The organism is Ruegeria sp. BF12 (genome assembly GCF_056538705.1).
In genome coordinates, this window is sequence record NZ_JBQFTP010000001.1 from 242,546 (window position 1) to 262,913 (window position 20,368).

At 59.1% G+C, this 20,368-nt stretch carries 23 protein-coding genes and 1 tRNA gene; 12 read left to right on the forward strand and 12 right to left on the reverse strand.

The annotated features are described in order from the left end of the window. The first annotated feature begins 9 nt into the window (after nt 1-9). The 3 genes from ACR0J0_RS01220 to ACR0J0_RS01230 all read left to right on the forward strand — a co-directional run bounded on the left by ACR0J0_RS01220 (nt 10) and on the right by ACR0J0_RS01230 (nt 1,930). Nucleotides 10-651 carry a MerR family transcriptional regulator gene (locus ACR0J0_RS01220; RefSeq protein WP_480660665.1) on the forward strand — a complete coding sequence of 214 codons (642 nt, stop codon included), beginning with the start codon at nt 10-12 and terminating at the stop codon, nt 649-651. 61 nt (nt 652-712) lie between these two features. Then, nucleotides 713-789: transfer RNA gene (locus ACR0J0_RS01225), tRNA-Pro, on the forward strand. A gap of 61 nt (nt 790-850) precedes the next feature. Continuing rightward, a complete protein-coding gene (locus ACR0J0_RS01230) occupies nt 851-1,930 on the forward strand; it encodes a 2'-deoxycytidine 5'-triphosphate deaminase (protein WP_480660667.1) in 1,080 nt (359 codons plus the stop codon). Here the strand turns inward: ACR0J0_RS01230 and ACR0J0_RS01235 are convergent, their stop codons facing one another. The 6 genes from ACR0J0_RS01235 to argS form a co-directional block, all read right to left on the reverse strand. Next, the gene (locus ACR0J0_RS01235) at nt 1,931-2,173 is read right to left on the reverse strand and encodes a hypothetical protein (RefSeq protein ID WP_480660668.1); all 243 of its coding nucleotides are present in this window, start codon (nt 2,171-2,173) and stop codon (nt 1,931-1,933) included. It lies immediately after the preceding gene. A 63-nt stretch (nt 2,174-2,236) separates the two neighbouring features. Then, nucleotides 2,237-2,893 (reverse strand): SMC-Scp complex subunit ScpB, encoded by a 657-nt coding sequence (scpB, locus tag ACR0J0_RS01240; protein WP_480660670.1) that lies wholly within the window; start codon nt 2,891-2,893, stop codon nt 2,237-2,239. Further along, nucleotides 2,886-3,680, reverse strand: a complete 795-nt coding sequence (locus ACR0J0_RS01245) for a segregation and condensation protein A (RefSeq protein ID WP_480660672.1) — start codon at nt 3,678-3,680, stop codon at nt 2,886-2,888. Before ACR0J0_RS01245 ends, scpB begins: the two co-directional genes overlap by 8 nt. Then, on the reverse strand, nt 3,670-4,677 hold the full coding sequence (gene nagZ / locus ACR0J0_RS01250; protein WP_480660673.1) for a beta-N-acetylhexosaminidase: 1,008 nt from the start codon (nt 4,675-4,677) through the stop codon (nt 3,670-3,672). The genes ACR0J0_RS01245 and nagZ overlap by 11 nt, the downstream gene beginning before the upstream one ends. After that, nucleotides 4,674-5,738 carry an SPOR domain-containing protein gene (locus ACR0J0_RS01255; RefSeq protein ID WP_480660675.1) on the reverse strand — a complete coding sequence of 355 codons (1,065 nt, stop codon included), beginning with the start codon at nt 5,736-5,738 and terminating at the stop codon, nt 4,674-4,676. The genes nagZ and ACR0J0_RS01255 overlap by 4 nt, the downstream gene beginning before the upstream one ends. 88 nt (nt 5,739-5,826) lie before the next feature. Beyond that, nucleotides 5,827-7,572, reverse strand: a complete 1,746-nt coding sequence (gene argS / locus ACR0J0_RS01260) for an arginine--tRNA ligase (protein WP_480660677.1) — start codon at nt 7,570-7,572, stop codon at nt 5,827-5,829. Between the two features lie 132 nt (nt 7,573-7,704). Between argS and ACR0J0_RS01265 the strand changes: the two genes are divergently transcribed. Further along, entirely contained in the window at nt 7,705-8,256 is a 552-nt protein-coding gene (locus tag ACR0J0_RS01265; RefSeq protein WP_480660679.1) for a putative pterin-binding protein, read from the forward strand. Here ACR0J0_RS01265 and ACR0J0_RS01270 read toward each other — a convergent pair whose 3' ends face one another. Beyond that, complete coding sequence (locus ACR0J0_RS01270; protein WP_480660681.1) at nt 8,257-9,399, reverse strand: deoxyguanosinetriphosphate triphosphohydrolase; 1,143 nt, start codon at nt 9,397-9,399, stop codon at nt 8,257-8,259. It lies immediately after the preceding gene. A 76-nt stretch (nt 9,400-9,475) separates the two neighbouring features. On the opposite strand from ACR0J0_RS01270, the gene ACR0J0_RS01275 reads away from it, so the two are divergent. Both ACR0J0_RS01275 and xth read left to right on the forward strand, forming a co-directional pair. Continuing rightward, complete coding sequence (locus ACR0J0_RS01275) at nt 9,476-9,799, forward strand: HesB/IscA family protein (RefSeq protein ID WP_480660683.1); 324 nt, start codon at nt 9,476-9,478, stop codon at nt 9,797-9,799. A 280-nt stretch (nt 9,800-10,079) separates the two neighbouring features. Then, on the forward strand, nt 10,080-10,859 hold the full coding sequence (xth, locus tag ACR0J0_RS01280) for an exodeoxyribonuclease III (RefSeq protein ID WP_480660685.1): 780 nt from the start codon (nt 10,080-10,082) through the stop codon (nt 10,857-10,859). Nucleotides 10,860-10,863: 4 nt separating this feature from the next. Here the strand turns inward: xth and ACR0J0_RS01285 are convergent, their stop codons facing one another. Then, a complete protein-coding gene (locus ACR0J0_RS01285) occupies nt 10,864-12,015 on the reverse strand; it encodes an FAD-dependent monooxygenase (protein ID WP_480660687.1) in 1,152 nt (383 codons plus the stop codon). Between the two features lie 71 nt (nt 12,016-12,086). After that, a complete protein-coding gene (dksA, locus tag ACR0J0_RS01290; RefSeq protein ID WP_170382828.1) occupies nt 12,087-12,509 on the reverse strand; it encodes an RNA polymerase-binding protein DksA in 423 nt (140 codons plus the stop codon). Between the two features lie 373 nt (nt 12,510-12,882). Here dksA and ACR0J0_RS01295 point away from each other — a divergent pair, with 373 nt between their 5' ends. The 5 genes from ACR0J0_RS01295 to ACR0J0_RS01315 all read left to right on the forward strand — a co-directional run bounded on the left by ACR0J0_RS01295 (nt 12,883) and on the right by ACR0J0_RS01315 (nt 17,022). Further along, nucleotides 12,883-13,728 (forward strand): AAA family ATPase, encoded by an 846-nt coding sequence (locus ACR0J0_RS01295; RefSeq protein ID WP_239343572.1) that lies wholly within the window; start codon nt 12,883-12,885, stop codon nt 13,726-13,728. A 118-nt stretch (nt 13,729-13,846) separates the two neighbouring features. Continuing rightward, complete coding sequence (locus ACR0J0_RS01300) at nt 13,847-14,296, forward strand: N-acetyltransferase family protein (protein ID WP_480660689.1); 450 nt, start codon at nt 13,847-13,849, stop codon at nt 14,294-14,296. Continuing rightward, nucleotides 14,293-15,660 carry a DUF2927 domain-containing protein gene (locus ACR0J0_RS01305; protein WP_480660690.1) on the forward strand — a complete coding sequence of 456 codons (1,368 nt, stop codon included), beginning with the start codon at nt 14,293-14,295 and terminating at the stop codon, nt 15,658-15,660. The genes ACR0J0_RS01300 and ACR0J0_RS01305 overlap by 4 nt, the downstream gene beginning before the upstream one ends. Nucleotides 15,661-15,663: 3 nt before the next feature. Then, nucleotides 15,664-15,834 (forward strand): hypothetical protein, encoded by a 171-nt coding sequence (locus tag ACR0J0_RS01310; RefSeq protein WP_480660692.1) that lies wholly within the window; start codon nt 15,664-15,666, stop codon nt 15,832-15,834. Nucleotides 15,835-15,837: 3 nt separating this feature from the next. After that, nucleotides 15,838-17,022 carry a vWA domain-containing protein gene (locus tag ACR0J0_RS01315; RefSeq protein ID WP_480660694.1) on the forward strand — a complete coding sequence of 395 codons (1,185 nt, stop codon included), beginning with the start codon at nt 15,838-15,840 and terminating at the stop codon, nt 17,020-17,022. Nucleotides 17,023-17,034: 12 nt separating this feature from the next. Here ACR0J0_RS01315 and trhA read toward each other — a convergent pair whose 3' ends face one another. After that, nucleotides 17,035-17,703 (reverse strand): PAQR family membrane homeostasis protein TrhA, encoded by a 669-nt coding sequence (gene trhA / locus ACR0J0_RS01320; protein WP_480660696.1) that lies wholly within the window; start codon nt 17,701-17,703, stop codon nt 17,035-17,037. 158 nt (nt 17,704-17,861) lie between these two features. Here trhA and ACR0J0_RS01325 point away from each other — a divergent pair, with 158 nt between their 5' ends. Beyond that, nucleotides 17,862-18,551: a M48 family metallopeptidase gene (locus ACR0J0_RS01325; protein WP_480660697.1), complete on the forward strand. Its 690-nt coding sequence runs from the start codon at nt 17,862-17,864 to the stop codon at nt 18,549-18,551. 70 nt (nt 18,552-18,621) lie between these two features. Here the strand turns inward: ACR0J0_RS01325 and ACR0J0_RS01330 are convergent, their stop codons facing one another. Both ACR0J0_RS01330 and ACR0J0_RS01335 read right to left on the reverse strand, forming a co-directional pair. Then, a complete protein-coding gene (locus tag ACR0J0_RS01330) occupies nt 18,622-19,164 on the reverse strand; it encodes an RSP_2648 family PIN domain-containing protein (RefSeq protein ID WP_480660699.1) in 543 nt (180 codons plus the stop codon). After that, entirely contained in the window at nt 19,161-20,363 is a 1,203-nt protein-coding gene (locus ACR0J0_RS01335) for an RSP_2647 family RNA methyltransferase (RefSeq protein WP_480660701.1), read from the reverse strand. Before ACR0J0_RS01335 ends, ACR0J0_RS01330 begins: the two co-directional genes overlap by 4 nt. Between the last annotated feature and the right edge of the window lie 5 nt (nt 20,364-20,368).

The window sequence follows — 20,368 nt, forward strand, 5'->3', positions numbered from 1 at the left end:
GGAACGGTCATGAGTAAGTCCCCCGACGCCTTTCGCACGATCAGTGAAGTTGCGGACTGGTTGGGAGTTCAGGCTCATGTCCTGCGATTCTGGGAAAGCCGGTTCAGTCAGGTCAAACCTGTAAAGCGCGCCGGTGGCCGCAGATACTACCGGCCAAACGACATGCGTCTTCTGGGTGGCATCAAGAAGCTACTGCACGAGGACGGAATCACCATCAAAGGCGTCCAGCGCATCCTGCGTGAACAAGGCGTAGCTTATGTGTCTTCGCTGTCTCCAAGCCTTGATGATCAGGCCGCGCCCGAGAAAGCTCCGAAAGACAATGTGGTTGTTCCCTTTACGGCAAAGCCTGCACAAAACGGCGGCCAGATTGATTTGGACCTGGACGAACCGGCCCCCGCTGCGTCAGCAACACAGCCCGAAAAAGCGGCAGACGCGCCGCAGCAGCAATCGAAACCGGCGGCAGAAGCTCCACAGACAGAAATGTCACCGCCGGAGCCCGAGTATATGGATGAGGCCCCATTGCTGGGTGGAATCGCGACACAAGCGTGGGAACGGACGGATTTTGACGACGACCTGCTGCGTCGGATCGCGCCCATCGCGAAGGACCTGCGCGCTGTAGTTAACCGAATTGAGAACCGATCGGCGGGATAAGAAAAAAGGCGATGATTTCCTCTTGCCCCTGCCGGGAAAGTCTTTATGAACACCTCAACGTCGGGCTATGGCGCAGCCTGGTAGCGCGTCCGTCTGGGGGACGGAAGGTCGCAGGTTCGAGTCCTGCTAGCCCGACCAAATCACACCGACGTTTATGGCAGACAGGCCAGATCCCGCTCTGGCATCAGGGGGGATCGGAATGACAGGTGTATGCCCAAACCAGCAGATCGAGGCGATGATTGGGCGGGGTGAAATCACCGCCAGCCCCGAGGTTATCCCGGCGCAAGTTCAACCCGCCAGTCTGGATTTACGTCTGGGAACAGTAGCTTATCGCGTCCGCGCTTCGTTTCTGGCAGGCGAAGGTCGTTCAGTCGCTGACCGATTGGCCGAGTTCGAGATGCACCGCATCGACATCACCGATGGCGCCGTTCTGGAAAAAGGCTGCGTCTATCTCGTACCCCTGATGGAGTCGCTGGCCTTGCCTGCTGACACCAGTGCGGTGGCGAATGCCAAAAGCTCGACCGGGCGACTGGATCTGCTGACCCGCACGATCACCGATGGTGGAACCGAGTTCGACAGGGTGCCTGCCGGCTATGCGGGGCCGCTTTATGCCGAGATTTGCCCCCGCTCCTTCTCGGTTCTGGTGCGCCCGGGAATGCGGCTGAACCAGATTCGGTTCCGGCAAGGTCAAGCCGTGCTCAGCGACGCAGAGCTCACTGCCCTGCACAACGACTCACCCCTGGTCGATGGCCCGGCGGTCATTCAGGACGGTCTGGGCTTTTCGGTCGATCTACAGCTGCCGGACACGGATCTGGTGGGGTATCGCGCCAAGCCGCATACCGGTGTGATCGATCTGGATCGGATCGGCGAGTACGACCCGCAGGAGTATTGGGAGGAAGTGCGCACCACCGACAGGCGGATCATCCTGGACCCCGGTGCGTTCTACATCCTCGTCAGCCGCGAGGCTGTGCACATTCCACCTATGTATGCCGCTGAAATGGCACCCTATCTGGCTATGGTGGGTGAGTTCCGCGTGCACTACGCAGGTTTCTTCGACCCCGGTTTCGGACATGCGGCCGCTGGTGGCGCCGGATCACGCGGTGTGCTGGAGGTGCGCTGTCATGAAGCCCCGTTTGTCCTGGAGCACGGTCAGGTCGTCGGGCGGCTGGTCTATGAGAAAATGTCCGAGATGCCCACACAATTGTACGGCGCGGGCATAGCCTCGAACTATCAGGGACAGGGTTTGAAGCTGTCCAAGCATTTCAAGGCGGTAGCCTGATCAGAAGCGGATGAACCTGCGCATCTGGTTGGTCATCCGCTGAACATTCTTCATGTTATGGCCCTGCTGTTGTACATCGCTGCGAATTCGGTTCGCAGCTTCGGGGTCTTTGGGCGCACTCTGGTCCTGACCTGGTTTGCGACCCATTCGGCTTGCCATGTCAAAGCCCTTGTCCACGCCCTTGTTGACAAGCCGCCGCATGACCTGGCGAACGATCATGTCGATGATCCGATTGGCATTCATTGCTCAACTCCTCATTCTGGCCACAACATAGGTGATTTCCACGGCAACAAAAGGGCCGCAAGATCACTCTTCTTCGAACAGTTCCGTCTGTTCTTCGTCTTCGTTTTCGTCCCGTCCCTCGCCCAGCGGCATCGCACCCGGAGGTGGCCGGTTCTCAAGCAACCCGGCGGCGCGCAGTTCCTTGAGCCCTGGCAGATCGCGGGCATTCTCCAACCCGAAATGGTCCAGAAACTGCGGAGTCACCACAAACGTGACCGGGCGGCCCGGTGTCATACGGCGACGCCCCAACCTGATCCACTCCATTTCCAACAGTTGATCAATAGTCCCGCGTGAGACCGAGACACCCCGAATCTCTTCGATCTCGGCCCGTGTGCAGGGCTGGTGATAGGCAACGATGGCCAGCGTCTCGATGGCCGCACGGCTGAGTTTTCGGGTCTCGACCGTTTCCTTCTGCATCAGAAAGCCCAGATCCGGGGCGGTTCGGATGGCCCAGGCTTCACCAACTCGGACCACACGCACACCGCGTCCTTCATAGCGTTTCTGAAGCATTTCAACTGCTTGCGCCGCGTCGCTGCCGTGAGGCATGCGCGCCTCAAGATCAGCGGTTGTCACCGGCTCGGCGCTGGCGAACAGCACGGCTTCGACCATGCGCTCCTGCTCGGCCAGCGGCGGCGCTTCGAACAGGGTGCCGGTGCCTTCGTTTTCAGGGGCGTCAGTCACGTGTTTCAGTCCTCTTGCGTAGATGGATCGGCGCAAAGGTTTCGCTCTGCTTGATCTCCATGTGCCCTTCCTTGACCAACTCCAGCGAGGCCGCAAAGGTCGCCGCGGTGGCCGAACGCCGCCGCACTGGGTCAGCATCCCAGCCGTCGGGCAGGTAGGTCTCCATGTCTGTCCAGGTGCCCGCGAAGCCGATTAGCGGACGCATGCGTTCCAACGCCTGCTCCATGGTGAACACCGAATCGCGGTCCATGACAAAGGGGCGGAATTCGTCGCGTGTACGGATGCGGGCATACCCCTGCATCAGGTCCAGCAGTGTGGCGGAATAGGTCACCGTGCGGATGCGGGTGATATCCTCGCCCTGCCCGCGTTTGAAGAAATCGCGGCCCAGTTGGTCGCGCGCCATCAGACGCGCGGCAGCATCGCGCATGGCCTGCAAGCGCTCCAGTTGGAACGCAAGGTGCGCGGCCAATTCCTCACCCGATGGGCCTTCGTCATCCGGGTCGGGCGGAAGTAAAAGGCGGGATTTCAAAAACGCCAGCCACGCGGCCATCACCAGATAATCAGCGGCCAGTTCGATCCGCAGCGCCCGCGCCTTTTCAACAAAGGCCAGATATTGCTGCGCCAGCGCCAGAACCGAGATTTTCCGCAGGTCGACTTTTTGGGTCCGCGACAGGGTCAGCAGAACGTCCAGCGGGCCTTCAAACCCGTCGACGTCAACGATCAGAGCTTCGGCCGCAAGTCGATCGGCGACCGAGACCGGGTCTTCGCTGAAAAGATTATCGTTCATATACCTGCCCGCCCATTAGGGCAGATAGTTCCGCCTCGGCGGCTTGGATGTCAAGTTCCACAGGCTTTTGCCGCATCTCCAGCGCCTTTTCTGCGCGTTTCTGCCCCTGCTCTGACATTTCGCCGGCGGCATCCAGCACCTTTGCGCGGGCTTCGAACGATCCGTTACAGTGCAAAACCACGTCGCACCCCGCATTCAGCGCCTGTTTGGCGATCTCCTCGGGTGCACCGCTGAGCGCCTTCATCGAGATATCGTCGGTCATGATCAGACCATCAAACCCGATCTTGTCGCGGATCAGGCCGATCATTGTCGGTGAAATCGTGGCCGGCTGTGGGTCGATCCGGTCATAGACCAGATGCGCGGTCATCCCCATCGGCAGGTCGTTCAAAGCGCGAAATGGGGCGAAATCAGCCTGCTCCAGAGCTTCCTGCGTCAGATCGACATGCGGCAGGTCATGATGGCTGTCCAGCGCAGACAATCCATGACCGGGCATATGTTTCAAAACCGGCAGCACGCCACCGTCCAGATGGCCTTTCGCAACCGCCCGACCGACCTTTGAAACTGCTTCGGGATCAGCACCATAGCAACGGTTCTTCAGAAACGGGTGCGTCTCATCGCGCGCCAGATCGACCATCGGCGCGCAATTGCTGTCGATCCCGAGTTCGAACAATTCGTTCGAGATCAGGCGATAGCGCAGGTACATGGCCCGCTCGGCCGCGTCGCCAGCCTGTTTAGCGTGATCCAGCGGCGGCATCCATTCCCGCGCAAGCGGGGCACGCAAGCGCTGAACCCGGCCGCCTTCCTGATCAATGGTGATGGGGCAGTTGCGCCCAACCGCCTCACGAAAGTCGTCACACAAGGCGCGGACCTGATCGGCCGTATCGATGTTACGCGCAAACAAAATGAACCCGAACGGGTCCATCTGTCGGAACAGGTTCTTTTCCTCGGATGTCAGGCGCAGGCCTTCGGCATCGGTGATCGCAGCGCCGAATGTCACCTCACGGCAACCGGGATACAGTCAGCGCCCTGCGCCACCAGTGCGGCACAGAACTGACGCGAGTCGCTCAGGTCCTCAAACCCAAGTACACGCAGGCGATAGAACGTACGACCGCCGCTTGAGGTTTTCTGGATAACGCGCTGTTTTCCATCCATATACTCACCGAAACGCCCGTTCAGGCGATCCCATTCGACGCGTGCTACATCCGAACTTTCGTAGGCACCCAACTGGGCCATTCGCGTCCCTTTGGACAATGCGTTCGGGTCAACATCCAAACCAACGGCAGCTTTGACAGCAGCGTTGATCGCGGCCTCAGTATTGCTGCTTGCAGAGATCCCGCTGGCTGTCCTGCGCGCCGGGCGCGTATTCGGACGCAGCGACCGACGGACGCCGGGCAATGCCGCAAGCTCGGGGTCGGGCAATTGCGCGGCCAGATCGGCGGGGTCGATGGCAGGCTCTTCCTCGGGCAAGGTCAACGAAGCGAGTTGAACACCCTGCTCTTGCGGTTCTTCGGTTTTCGCGGCCTCACCGGCCAGTTCAGCGACCAAAGCGTCGACTGTGTTCTGACGTAGCTGCGCAGCCTCTTGATCGGAAATCTCTTCCTCAACCACGTGCACAGCTTTGGTGGGTTTCAGTTGTTCAACCGGAGTATCTTCGTCCGTCAGGGACACCGGGCGCGGTGCCAGGATCAAGCGATCTGCGGGTGGCGCAGCCGTTCCGACAGCTGCCACGGCATTGACGGCCAGTCCCTGATGGTCGGCCGGGGTTCCACCGGGGTTTTCCGGCTGAATGCGCATCGGTCCTTCGATTGCACGAACGACGGGAACGCCACTGACATCGCGCATCACAAGCTTGTATCCCCAGACGCCGATCCCGGCGACCAGAGCCAGCGACGCCACAGCGCCCATGACATTCACGATACGGCCTAGCCCAACCCCACGCGGGGCCTGTTCATAGCCATAAGACTCGTCGGAATACTCATACCCATCCTCAGGATGCGGTTGATTCGTGTAATGCATCTCCTCGGGGCGCATCTGCCCCGAGTAATCGTAACTTGCCATGTCCGCCTCACCGCCCGATTCACGCCAGAAAATAAGGCGCGCGGGTCATTTCTTGCCTACCTCGTACCGGTGCTTTGGGCGGTGTTTGTTACCGCATCTCCTGCGCCGGGGTAACGCCAAGAATACCCAAGCCCGCTGAAATCACAACAGAAACGGCCCGGGCCAATGCGATTTTTGACTGGCTTGTGGCAACATCGCCATCCTGGATGAAACGCAGCGAAAGCTCATCATTGCCCTTGTTCCACAGCGCGTGGAAGTCGCCTGCCAGTTCATACAGGTAGAAGGCAACCCGATGCGGCTCATTGGTCCGAGCGGCGATCTCGACCAGACGCGGCCATTCGGCCAGCTTCTTCGCAACCGTCAGTTCTGAGGTGTGATCGATCTTGCCCAGATCAGCAGCCTTGAGGGTCGCATCGTCGGTGGCAATCTCAGCCTCGGCGGCGCGGCGCAGTACGCTCATGACACGGGCATGGGCGTATTGCACGTAGAACACGGGGTTCTCGCGGCTCTGTTCCAGCACTTTGTCAAAGTCAAAGTCCAGCGGGGCGTCGTTCTTGCGAGTCAGCATGACAAAACGGGTAACATCCGGACCAACCTGATCGACCACATCGCGCAGGGTGACAAAGTTCCCTGCCCGCTTGGACATCTTGAACGGCTCGCCGTTCTTCCACAGCTTCACCAATTGCGTCAGCTTGATATCAAGCGGCACCTTGCCATCGGACAATGCAGACACAGCCGCTTTCATCCGCTTGACATAACCGCCGTGATCCGCGCCGAACACGTCGATCAGCGCGTCAAATCCACGGGTCACCTTGTCATAGTGATAGGCGATATCCGGGGCGAAATAGGTCCAGCTGCCGTCAGACTTTTTCACCGGGCGGTCGACGTCATCGCCATGCTCGGTCGACTTGAACAGGATCTGCTCGCGCGGTTCCCAATCTTCGGGCTTTTTGCCCTTCGGTGGCTCCAGCACGCCTTCGTAGATCAGGCCTTTGTCCGTCAGCGACTGCAACGCGGCCTCGATCCGGCCCGTGCCATAAAGAGATTTCTCCGAAAAGAACACGTCCATCTCGACGCCCAGCGCCTTCAAGTCGGCGCGGATCAGGTCCATCATCGCGTCGGTGGCAAAGTTGCGCAGATCTTCCAGCCACTCGCTTTCCGGCTTGTCGATCAGACTGTCGCCGTACTTCTCCTTCAGGGCTTCACCGATCGGGATCAGGTAGTCGCCCGGGTACAGCCCCTCGGCAATCTCAGGGCTCAGGCCATTGGCCTCGCGATACCGTTCATAGGCGGATCGCGCCAGCACATCCACCTGCGCGCCGCCGTCGTTGATGTAATATTCGCGAGTTACATCGTGGCCCGAATAGGCCAGCAAGCTCGCCAGAGCGTCACCGAACACAGCGCCCCGCGTATGACCAACATGCAGCGGACCGGTGGGGTTCGCGGACACATATTCCACGTTCACCTTCTGGCCATGGCCCATGGTCGATCGGCCATAATCCGTACCCTTCTCAAGCACTGCCGCCAGAACCCCCTGCCACACCGTTGGCGCCAACCGCAGGTTCAAAAACCCCGGACCAGCAACCTCGGCACCGGTGATCCGATCATCCGCCGCCAGCTTTCCGGCCAACACGTCAGCGATGTCGCGCGGCTTCATCTTGGCCGGCTTCGCCAGCACCATTGCCGCGTTGGTCGCCATGTCGCCATGCGCGGCGTCGCGCGGCGGTTCAACCGCCACGTTGTCAAAGCTCAGCCCCTCGGGCAGAGCGCCTTCGGACTGCATCTGTGCCAGCGCGTCCAATACGAGGCCGCGGATCTCGGAAAACAGGTTCATTTCGGATGTCCTTTTGCTTGCCGGGCGGTTTACCACGCCGCACGACAAGGTCAATGGAAGCGAGCAGTTTGGGCTTGGTTTAGCGATAAACCGGGCTAAGGTTCGGAAAAACAACCGACAGGAGATCCCTACATGCGCCTTGCCCTGCCCCTTGCATTGCTGCTGGCCACCTCATTACCGGCTTGGGCCGAACTGTCCGCTCCAACAGGCCACGTGCTGTTGACGTTGGGCGGCGCGGTCACCGAAACGAACCTTCCGGCGCGCGGCGAGGATGACGGTGGGCTGCTGGGATATCTTGAGGTTCAGCACGACGGGGCCGCGGGGTTCGACCCGGCTATGCTGGACGGGCTAGAACAGGTTGAAATCACAATTCCCTACGGGCCCGAGGGCAATAAGCGCGACATCGCGTTTTCCGGGCCGCTTTTGTCAGATGTGATGGCACAGGCCGGCGCCGAAGGAAAAACCGCCAAGCCCATGGCTCTGGACGGTTACCAGTCCGAAATTCCGTGGGACAGCATCGCAGCACACCAGCCGATTGTCGCAACCCATGCGGACGGCTCACCCATGGGAATCGGAGGGTACGGCCCTACGATGATCGTCTTTCCACCAACCGACGATGCCGATCTTGCCGCCGAGCAAGCCGGACAGCAGGTCTGGGCAATCGCCTATATCGGTATCGAGTAATCAGGCTCCGGTTAGCCTTGCATGATCTTGCAGAGCAAACCGGTCCGTCATGCCGGCAATATAGTCCGAGACAATTCGCGCCAGCGCAGTTTCATCCGTGGCCGCCTCTATGTCGTCATGCCACCGCGCAGGCATCTGTTTCGGGTCGTTCAGGTAGATCGGAAACAGCTCTTCTACGACTTCGCTTACTTCGGCGCGCACTTCCATTACGCTGGCTGCGCGATACATCTGCGTAAACAGAAATTCGCGAATTTCCCTGAGTTGCGCCCATAAACCGCCCGAGAACTGGATGACCGGATAGCCCAGATTGCGAATTTCCTCGACAGTCTGCGCGCCCGAACTTGCGATTAAACCACGCGACGTGACGATGACATCCGAAACCATAACGCCGAAAACACGCCTTAACGCCTCGTGCCTGCGGCGGTAAGGGTCCAGACTAGGGTACTTCCGGTCTACCTCGGCATAGCAGTCACCCACGATGGGCAGTTGCTGAATTTCGGCGTCGGTAAACAGACCTGCCCTGAGCCCGTCCAAAAGATCGTGATTGTTGTAAGCAATATCATCCGACAGTGCCGCAACCTGAGCTTCGGCGCTGGCATGGGTATGCAATTCCAGATCAAAGCCCTCGTTGCACTCGGCCAAAGCCCACGGAAGTACACCGGTGACCGGCCCGTTGTGCTTTGCGATACCTTCAAGGCATTCCCAAGTCAGGTTGCACCCATCGAATTCCGCATAGTGCCGTTCGAGTTTGGTCACGATCCGAATGGCTTGAGCGTTATGATCAAACCCTCCGTAGGGTTCCATCAACGCGTGCAGTGCGTCTTCCCCTGTGTGTCCAAACGGCGTGTGTCCAAGATCGTGTGCAAGGGCGACCGCCTCAGTCAGCTCGCCGTTCAGTCCCAATGCACCCGCAATCGTGCGCGCCACTTGGGCAACTTCGATGGAATGGGTCAGCCGCGTGCGATAACTGTCGCCCTCATGTTCGACAAACACCTGTGTCTTGTGTTTGAGCCGCCGAAAGGCGCTGGCATGAATGATCCTGTCCCGGTCGCGCTGAAAGCATGACCGGAAACTGCTTTCCTCCTCTGGCACAAGCCGCCCCCTTGCGCGGCCTGGGTCCGAGGCAAAACCCGCTCTGTTCAAAGGTCTTGTCCTTGTCGCCTGTCCTTGCACTTTCTATATTGTAAGGCGTAAAGGAAATAAACCTTTGGAGTTTGGCATGAATCTGCCCCCCACAGTCACACAACGCGCATTTGAGCGTCTCGCCGAGATCGGTGCAGCGGATCAGGGCCAGGCTCTGCGCGTCGCAGTGGAAGGCGGCGGATGTTCCGGTTTTCAATACGAAATCGCTCTGGATGAACCGAAAGAGGACGATCTTGTGCTGGAAGGCAATGGTCAGAAAGTGATCGTGGATTCAGTTTCCCTGCCGTTTCTGGAAAATGCGGTGATCGACTTCACCCAGGAATTGATCGGCGCGCGCTTTGTGATCGAAAACCCCAACGCCACCTCGTCCTGCGGCTGCGGTACTTCCTTTTCGATTTAATCGTCGGCGGGGGCTTTGCCCCCACACCCCCAGGATATTTATAGCCAGATGAAGCATGGATCCGCTCTCCGACCATCCATCGGAGAGCTTCACCTGGCGCGGTCATCGGCGTCCCCGCCTGTACCGCAAAACTCTTTTCTACAAAATTGGTTAAGAATCCGTTTCTTAATCTGGCTAAAAACACCTCGAAGCGCGAGGCAGAGCCTCGCAAATCCCGCCATCACCTTGCCGCTGGGTTCATTCTGGGCGATAGGTTGCCACAGGCTTCGGAGGATCGCGCATGAAAATCGCCACGTTCAACATAAACGGCATAAAAGCGCGGGCCGAGGCCCTGCCTCGCTGGCTAGACGAGGCGCAGCCGGATGTCGTACTACTGCAAGAAATCAAGTCGATCGACGAGAACTTCCCGCGCGAGTTGTTCGAGGAACGCGGCTATAACGTCGAAACGCACGGGCAAAAGAGTTTCAACGGCGTTGCGATCCTTTCGAAACTACCGTTAGAGGACGTGTCCCGTGGCCTGCCAGGAGATGACGAGGACGAACAGGCGCGCTGGATTGAAGCGACCGTCATTGGCAAGAAAGCTCTACGCATTTGCGGCCTGTACCTGCCGAACGGCAATCCGGTGCCGGGTCCGAAATATGACTACAAGTTGGCCTGGATGGAACGCCTCTATGATCGGGCGCGCGACTTGCTGGCAACGGAAGAACCTGCGCTGATGGCTGGGGATTACAATATCATCCCGCAGGCAGAAGATGCCAAACGCCCCGATGCATGGCGCGAGGATTCGCTATTCCGGCCTGAAAGTCGCGCCGCGTTTCGCAAGATTCTGAACCTGGGCTACACCGAGGCCTTTCGTGCCGTCACTCAGGGCCCCGAGCATTATTCGTTCTGGGATTACCAGGCCGGTGCATGGAACCGGAACGACGGCATTCGGATCGATCATTTTCTTTTAACGCCGCAAGCCGCCGATCTGATGCGCGACTGCCGGATCGATGCCGAGATACGCGGGCACGAAAAACCTTCGGACCACGTTCCGGTTTGGGTCGACCTCGATCTGTGATGGCTCAAGCCGTTACGTCGTAGCTGTAGATCCATTCGTATTTTCGCGACAGATGCGGCCCAATCGCCATAAGAGCGGCTTGGGCGGCCAGTCTCATCGGCCCGCGTAGATGGAAGTTGCGGGCGTTTGCCCCGGCCGCAGCGACCACTTTCCGCGCTCTTGGGCGGCGGCGGTTTTCATAGGCGGTAAGCGCCTGCTGGATACCAGATTGCTCATCGAAGGACCGCGCCAAAATCCAAGCGTCCTCGAGCGCAAGACAAGCCCCCTGTGCCATAAACGGCAGTGTCGGATGAGCCGCGTCGCCTAAAAGAGCAACACGCCCATTTTGCCAGCGGTGCGCAACGGGGCGAAGGAACAAAGCCCAAATGTGGGGTTCCTGCACCTGTTTCAGGATTTCTCCGACGGGGCCGCCAAAATCGGCAAATCGCGCCCGCAGTTCTTCCGGGTCACCACGCCGACGCCAGCCTTCTTCACGCCAATCGGAACGCTCTTCGATGGCCACTATGTTCATAAGCTTTTGGTCGCGAAGGGGATAGGTCACCACGTGCCGCCCCGGCCCCATGGTCAGAGCCGCCTTCGGCTTTTCGACGCGGTGTTTCCACGGAATTGTCGCGCGCCAAGCCACCTGCCGTGTGAACTCCGGTGCCTCGGGCCCGTTCAGTTCCGCTCGGATTTCACTGCGGCCGCCGTCCGCAGCAATCGCACAATCAACCCGAATTCGCGTACCGTCGTCCAGAACGATTTCGGCTTCGGACGGGTGCTTGCGTACCTGAAGAACGCGCGCGTCCAAACGAAACTCAACGCCCTCGCCCACGGCAGTCTTGTGCAAAAGGCCAAGCAAATCGGCACGGTGATAGTAATAGGTCGCCCCGGCGGACGGAGCCGGAAGCCTGCTGACCAAGCGCCCCGCCCGGTAATCGCGCAGCTCCGTTCCGCATGACCGCACGCCGGCCTCGGGCGTTTCGCCCACGACATTCAGGGCGCGCAGCACGACCATTCCATTTTCGCTGATCTGCAGGCCTGCGCCAACTTCCGTCAATTCCGGGGCTTGTTCCAGGACGGTGACATGAGCCCCGCGTTGTCGAAGCGCCAGAGCCGCCGCTATACCGCCAATACCGCCACCAACGACGGCGAATTTAAGACCGTTGATATTCATGGCACCGGCTTAAAGCAAAAACGCCGGAGCGTAAGACCCCGGCGTTTAAGAATTCTGCGTTTTCTCAGCGATCAATCGTCGCGGTGAACTTTCTCGCGGCGCTCGTGGCGTTCTTGCGCCTCAAGCGTCATGGTCGCGATCGGACGCGCATCCAGACGTTTCAGCGAGATCGGGTCGCCCGTCATCTCGCAATACCCGTACTCGCCTTCATCAATCCGGCGCAGGGCCGAGTCGATCTTGGCAACCAGCTTGCGCTGACGGTCACGGGTCCGCAGTTCCAGCGCGCGATCTGTTTCCTCGCTTGCACGGTCTGCGACGTCCGGAATGTTACGGGTGTTGTCCTGCAGCCCTTCGATCGTATCGCGGCTGCCTGCCAAAAGTTCGTTCTTCCAGTCCAGCAGCTTACGGCGAAAATACTCTAACTGCTTGTCGTTCATAAATGGTTCGTCTTCGGCTGGACGATAATCTTCCGGCAGAAATACTTCCTGCTTCATCTTTGCTCCCTCGGTGTGGCCTGCAACGCCGGTCACCTTACCTTCACCTGACATGCGGCAATCCCCTTCTGCGGAGCGTTTATCCGACACCGTCCCGAATGTCACTATGGAAACGTCGCCGTGCTCGCCGCTCCGCTACGTCGTCTAAATATGAGACTTCTAACAAGAAAACCTTGTATTTCTGTGATTATTAGCGGGCTTTTTTGAGGCGGCTACGAATTTGTCGCGCCCCGTGTTAGCGCCCGAATCAACCAAAAGCGTTGAAGTCGCACATCAATTTCGCGCCGAGCGACGCAGCGACCCGCCTTGTCAAATTTTCTGCCCCGCTATAACCCCAGAGGACAGATGCCGCGCGATACTGAATGAGGGGCCCATGACCGCACGTTTCCAAGGTACAGCAGAATATGTTGCCACCGATGACCTGACCATTGCGGTGAACGCTGCCGTAACGCTGGAGCGCCCGCTGTTGGTCAAGGGTGAGCCCGGAACCGGCAAGACCGAACTGGCCAAACAGGTGGCTGGCGCGCTTGGGCTGAAGATGATCGAGTGGAACGTCAAATCCACCACCCGCGCGCAGCAGGGTCTGTACGAATATGATGCGGTCAGCCGGCTGCGCGACAGCCAGCTGGGCGACGAGCGTGTGCATGATGTTTCGAATTATATCCGCAAGGGCAAGCTGTGGCAGGCGTTTGACGCTGACGAAAAAGTCGTGCTGCTGATCGACGAGATCGACAAGGCGGATATCGAGTTTCCGAACGACCTGTTGCAGGAGCTCGATAAGATGGAGTTCCACGTCTACGAGACCGGAGAGACGATCAAGGCCAAGAACCGACCCATCGTGATCATCACTTCGAACAACGAAAAAGAACTGCCGGACGCGTTCCTGCGTCGCTGTTTCTTTCACTACATCCGCTTCCCGGATGAGGCGACCATGCGCCGGATCGTCGAAGTCCACCACCCGGGCATCAAGGATGCGCTACTGACGACTGCACTGACCCAGTTCTATGAAATCCGTGAAACACAAGGGTTGAAGAAGAAACCATCGACCTCGGAAGTTCTGGATTGGTTGAAGCTTTTGCTGGCCGAAGACCTGACGGCAGAGGACCTCAAACGCGATGGCGCCAATGCCTTGCCCAAACTGCACGGCGCGCTTCTTAAAAACGAACAGGACGTGCATCTTTTTGAGCGTCTTGCGTTCATGGCGCGCAGTAAACGCTGAGATAAATGAACACTCGGTGATCCCTGCTTGCTTTGCGGGGGTCCGGGTGTCAGCATCAGTGTCAGAGCCGTCCGGCGTCGTCGGGCATTTTCCGACCTGATGACATAGGAGCCGTTGTTTGCCCGAAACCCTGAAAATCCGAGCACTGCGGCCTGAAGACCGTGCCGAGTGGGCCGACATGTGGCGCGACTATCTGGCGTTTTATGAGACATCTGTCCCGGATGAGATCTACGACAGCACATTCGCGCGGCTGCTGGGGGATGACCCCAACGATTTCTCGTGTTTCGTGGCCGAGGCGGACGGCAAGCTGGTCGGCCTGACCCATTACTTATTTCATCGCCATGCGTGGAAAGTCGAAAGCGTCTGCTACCTGCAAGACCTGTTTGCCCGCCCCGAATCTCGCGGGACCGGCGTTGGGCGCGCGCTGATACAGGCGGTTTATGACGAGGCCGACCGACAGGGCGCACCTTCGGTCTATTGGCTGACTCAGGATTTCAACCACACCGCCCGCAAACTTTATGATCGTATCGGCAAAGAGACACCCTTCATCCGGTACCAGCGTCCATGATGCGATGGGCCGTGATCCTCGCCGGCCTGACACTGGCCGGGTGCACGTCGGTCACGCCGCCTGAACCGCAGACCCGCGTCAAGGTGATCGAGGCAAATCTGCCGCCAGCCAAGGCGTTCAACTCGACCCGCCCGATAGCGCCCGCCCGTTCCAACGCGAACATCGCGGATGATTTCATTGCGCTGCACTTTGCATTGGAAGGCGGCACAACCCTGCCCGCGTTTACCCGGTTCGAAACGCCGGTCACTGTGCGCCTGACGGGATCGCCGACGCCTTCGATGCAGCGCGACCTGACCCGTTTGCTGTCACGGCTGCAGCGCGAAGCCGGGATAGATATCCGGCAGATTTCCGAGGGTCAGGCAAACATCACCATCGAGGCCGTGAGCCAAAGCCAGATACAGCGTCTTTTGCCGCAAGCCGCCTGTTTCGTGGTGCCCAACGCCTCGAGCTTTGAGGAATACCGCAAGGATCGACGGAAACGGAAAAGCAGCTGGACCGCACTGCGCAGCCGCGAACGTCTGGGCATCTTTATTCCGTATGACGCCAGTCCACAGGAAAAACGCGACTGCCTGCATGAAGAGCTGGCGCAGGCGTTGGGGCCGCTTAACGATCTGTATCACCTGCCGGATTCGGTGTTTAACGATGACAACATCCACACCATTCTGACCGGCTTTGACATGCTGATCCTGCGGACAGCCTATTCGCCGCAACTGCAGAGTGGCATGACCCGCGAACAGGTCGAAGCCGCGCTGCCCGGTATTCTCAGTCGCCTCAACCCGCGTGGGAACGCGCTGCCCAAACAACCTGTTTCAGAAACCCCACGTGAATGGATCAACGCCGTTCAAAAATCGCTAGGTCCGGGGCCAGGTACACGCACCCGAGTGAGAGCCGCGGAAAAGGCCGTTCAGATCGGAAAGGCTCAGGGCTGGACGGACCATCGCCGTGCCTATCCGCATTATATCCTGGGGCGCATGGCGCAATTCGACAACCCTCGGGAAGCGTTGCAGCAATACGGAATTGCCATGCAATTTCTGCGCTCTACACCGGGAACTGAAATTCATCAGGCCTATGTAACGACCCAGACAGCGGCTTTCGCGCTTGCCCAGGGCAAAGGACCTGAAATCCTGCCTGAACTGGACCAAGCCATCGCGGTTATGACCCGCGCCGAGAACGCCTCTCAGCTGGCCACACTGCTGCTGTTGAAATCCGAAGCGCTCAATCAGGCCGGGCGTCCAAACCAGGCACGTTCCGTCAGGCTGGACAGTCTGGCATGGGCGCGATACGGCTTTGGCTCGGAAGTCGTGGTACGGTCACTGATGCAGGAAGTTGCCGAAGCTCCGTCCACCAACAACAGAGGCGGATAACGCATGGTCGTAGTTTTGGGAATGGCGATACTGGGGGCGATCCTTGGGGCGCTGGCCGCACGTAAACGCAACGGCAGCGGCGCGGATATGGCCCAATATGCCGCCGGTTACGGCATCGCCTTTGCTCTTGTGGGTCTGGTGCTGTCCCTGGTCCTTGTCCGTTTGGTGGGGTAACGCATGTTTCTGCCCTTTTTCGAGAACCTCCGCAAAGCAGGTATTCCCGTATCCTTACGCGAATACCTGACCTTTCTGGAAGGCATGAAGAAGGGTCTGGCCACCTATGACGTCGAGGCGTTCTACTATCTGGCTCGTGTGTCAATGGTGAAGGACGAGCGCAGTATCGACAAGTTCGACCGCGCCTTTGCTGCAAGCTTTGAGGGGCTGGACGAGATCAGCTTTGAGCAGGTGCTTGAAGCCGTCGACATCCCTGCCGAGTGGTTGGCCAAGATGGCCGAAAAACACCTCAGCGAAGAGGAAAAGGCCGAGATCGAAGCACTTGGCGGCTTTGACAAGCTGATGGAAACCCTGCGCGAGCGTCTCAAGGATCAGGAAGGCCGCCATCAGGGTGGCAATAAATGGATCGGTACCGCCGGGACGTCGCCGTTCGGGGCCTATGGCTATAACCCCGAAGGCGTGCGTATTGGTCAGAAGGAAAGCCGCCATCAGCGCGCGGTCAAAGTCTGGGACAAGCGTGAATTCAAGAACTTGGACGACACGGTTGAATTGGGCACGCGCAACATCAAGGTTGCTTTGAAACGCCTGCGTCGCTGGGCGCGCGAAGGGGCTGCGGATGAGCTGGATCTGGACGGTACCATCCGCGCCACGGCCGAGCATGGCTATCTGGACGTCAAAACCCGGCCCGAGCGTCACAACGCGGTCAAGGTGCTGCTGTTCCTGGATGTTGGCGGCTCGATGGACCCACATATCAAGGTTGTGGAAGAGCTGTTTTCGGCCGCCAGAACCGAGTTCAAGCATCTGGAATATTACTACTTTCACAATTGCCTCTATGAAGGCGTCTGGCGTGACAATCGCCGTCGCTGGGACCAGCAGACCCCGATGCATGAGGTACTCCGGACCTATGGCCCGGACTACAAATGCATCTTTGTCGGCGATGCTTCGATGAGCCCATATGAGATCGCCTATCCCGGCGGCGCAAACGAGCACTGGAACCAGGAGGCCGGTCAGGTCTGGCTGCAGCGCGCGCGGGATCAGTGGTCGTCAAACCTGTGGATCAACCCGGTGCCTGAAAAGTACTGGGAATACACGCATTCCATTGGCATGATCCGCGAGATTTTCGAGGACCGCATGGTGCCGATGACCCTTGCCGGTCTGGAACAGGGTATGCGGGAACTGACCCGTTAAAGGGAAACGCGATCAAACCTGCAAAACCGGTGCCCACGCAATCCGGAACGAAACTGCAAGGAAAAACAACACGCTGCCAGTCAGTACAAAGACATGCCAGATCGTGTTGTGAAACGGCAGCCACTCCAAAAGATAGAAAGCGATGCCGACTGTGTAGACGATTCCGCCGGCGATCATCAGGACGACGACAGGTTGTGACAAGTCGGCCAGCAAAGTTCGACCGGCCCAAACCGCGGCCCATCCCATCAACACGTAAAGCGCCAGCCCGAACCAGCGGAACCGGTGTGGGTCGACCATTTTCAAGATCGACCCAAGTGTCGCGGACGACCAAAGACCGATCATCAGCCCGGGCATCTGAACACCCGAAAGCAGAATGAATGGCGTGTAAGTACCCGCAATCTTAACGTAAATCCCCGAGTGATCGAGGCGCCGCAGCAGATCAGCCCACTTGTCGGATTGCACCATGTTGTAGAGGGCAGAAAACGTCAGCATCAATATAAGCGTGACACCATAGATCGTGGCCCCCAGCACCGCAGCGGACTCCGATCGATAAAGGGCCGTCAGAATAATGAGGAAGGGCACAGCGACAACCGCAGCGGTCAAGCCCAACACATGAACAACACCGTCGCTGATGCGTTCAGCACGACTATAGTCCGGGCGGATATGGGCAAAAGACCACATAACCCTAAGCTATGGCTCGGACTGCCCTCCGACAAGTCGAACCGCCGCCGGGTTACATTCGATCACCGCACGTTGATCGGTCGAGAGCGAACACTGTATCTGTACTTCGACCGCGTTTTTCTGTTGCCCCTGCGGCGAGCGGAACCCATATCTATACCATGCTTCGCCTAACCCCGATCCTGCTGGCCATTGCCTATGCCGTTGTGATGTACCGGATTTCCGTCTGGCGCACACATCGCGAATTGGATGCCAAATCGACGGAACTGGCGGACCCGGCCCTCAAACGCATGACCGACCGGTTGGCGGCTGCGCTCGAGATCGATCGGGTTCCCGTTTACATCTACGAAATTGATCCCGTGAACGGATTGGCGGCACCGGATGGCCGGATATTTATAACACGCGGGTTCTACCGCAAATTCCGCAGCGGCGAGGTAACCGCTGAAGAGATGGCAAGTGTCATCGCCCATGAGCTTGGACATGTGGCACTGGGGCACGCACGGCGTCGAATGATTGACTTTTCCGGGCAGAATGCCCTGCGGACGGCGTTGATGTTGCTGTTCAACCGCTTCATTCCTTTCATCGGCGCATGGATTGCAAATATGCTCACCCACCTTCTGGCGTCGCGTCTGTCGCGTGGTGATGAGTATGAGGCCGATGAATACGCTGCCGCGTTGCTGACCAAGGCAGGAATCGGGATCGGGCCCCAGAAATCGCTGTTCCACAAGCTGGAAGATCTGACCCAGCAACGGGCTGGGGTCGTTCCGGCCTGGCTGATGAGCCATCCCAAAACAGATGAACGGGTCGCGGCGCTGGAGGCTCTTGAACGGCGGTGGGGTACGGACGGCTAGGTTAAGGCAGCGAGGGGCCAGCCCCTCGCGCTCCCCGAGGTATTTTTGGCCAGATGAAGAGGATCCGGACTTAGGTGGTGAGGGCTTTACCCAGACGTGGCAGGCGCGCCTTTTTCATAAGGCCACGCAAAGTCCATTGATCTCCCGAAAGTCGGTTCGCCTCGGACAGGACGCGGTTGGCTGTAGTGGTCATACCTTCGGGGTCAAATTGCCAGAAACCATGTAGCAAGGTGTCGGGGTCGCGACGCTCGAGCCCTTCTTCAGACAGGATGTTTCGGGGGAAGTCCTTGGTATTCACCGTGACAATCACGTCCGCAGAGGACGCCACGGCCGTCGCCAGCACATGAATATCGGCGCTGTCCGGCAGCCACAGGCGTTGTTCGATGCCCGGTGCAGCGGGAAACTCGGCCTTGGGCCACTGAGATTGTGCCAGAACGATTTCTGCGCGGGCTTGTGTTTCGCCCTCGGGCCCGAGCTTTCGTGCGGCGCGCGCCCATTCCTCAAGGATGCGCGCGGACCAGACGGGTGTGAAATGACCCAACCGGGCCGCGCCCAGCAGCATCTCTCGCATCACCGTGGGATAGATGACGCAGGTATCCAGAACCGCCTTCACAACCGATAGAACACGGATTTGAGGTAACCGCTTTCAGCCAGTTGCGGCAGTTGCGGATGGTCCGGACCGGCGAATCCCGTGTGGATCAGCTGGGCTTGCCGTCCCGCGCGCCCGATCCCTCGTGACGAGGCATCGCGGAACCGACCCAGATCAGCTGCGTGGGAGCAGGAGCACAGACCCAGATAGCCGCCCGGTTTCACCAGCGGCGCAGCAAGACGGGCCACGCGTTCATAAGCGCGCAAACCTGCGTCCAGCGCTTGTTTTGATGGCGCAAATGCGGGCGGGTCGCAGATCACGACATCGAACTGCGCCCCCTCTTCACCCAGTTTGGTCAGGACATCAAAAGCATCGCCCTGCCGTGTCTGGAATTTCCCTTCGAAGCCAGAGGCCTGCGCGCCTTTCGCTGCAAGCTCCAAAGCGGCGGCAGAGCCATCGACCGAAAGCGCCTGCCCCGCACCACCTGCAAGCATGGCGAGGCCAAAACCGCCCACGTGGCTGAAGACATCCAGCACCTGCGCCCCCGGTTGCACCAACTGTGCGGCAAACGCATGGTTCGGGCGCTGATCGTAAAACAGGCCGGTTTTCTGCCCTCCGGTGAGGTCGGCCATGTAAGTGGCACCATTCATCGGCACCGGAAGTGGCGCCTGCGGCGCGGATCCGCGCAGAGTGAGGTTGACGTCGTCCAAACCTTCAAGGCCACGGGTACGACCCGATGCGTTTTTCAGCACCGTCGTCACACCGGTTACGCTGACCAGTGCATCGGTAAGAATTTCCAGATGCGCCTCAGCCCAGGCTGCATTCGGCTGGATTACACAGGCATCGCCAAACCGGTCGATGATGACGCCAGGAAAACCGTCGGCTTCGGCGTGGATCAGGCGGTAATACGGCGCGTCGAACAGGCGCTCGCGCATTTCCAACGCGCGGCGTAGGCGAGTTTCGAACCATGCTGCATCCAGCAGAGCCTCCGGATCACGGTCCAGAACGCGGCACATGATTTTAGACTCGGGATTTACCGCAACCAACGCGATTGGCGCGCGTTTTTCATCCTCGAGCACGGCCAAAGCCCCCGCCGCGATCTTGCGGGTCCGCCGGTCTGTCACGATGTCATTGGCATAAACCCAGGGAAAGCCATGGCGCAGCCCGCGCGCGTTGGCTTTGGGTTTCAAACGAATACGGGGGCGATCGGCAGTTTGGGTCATGACGC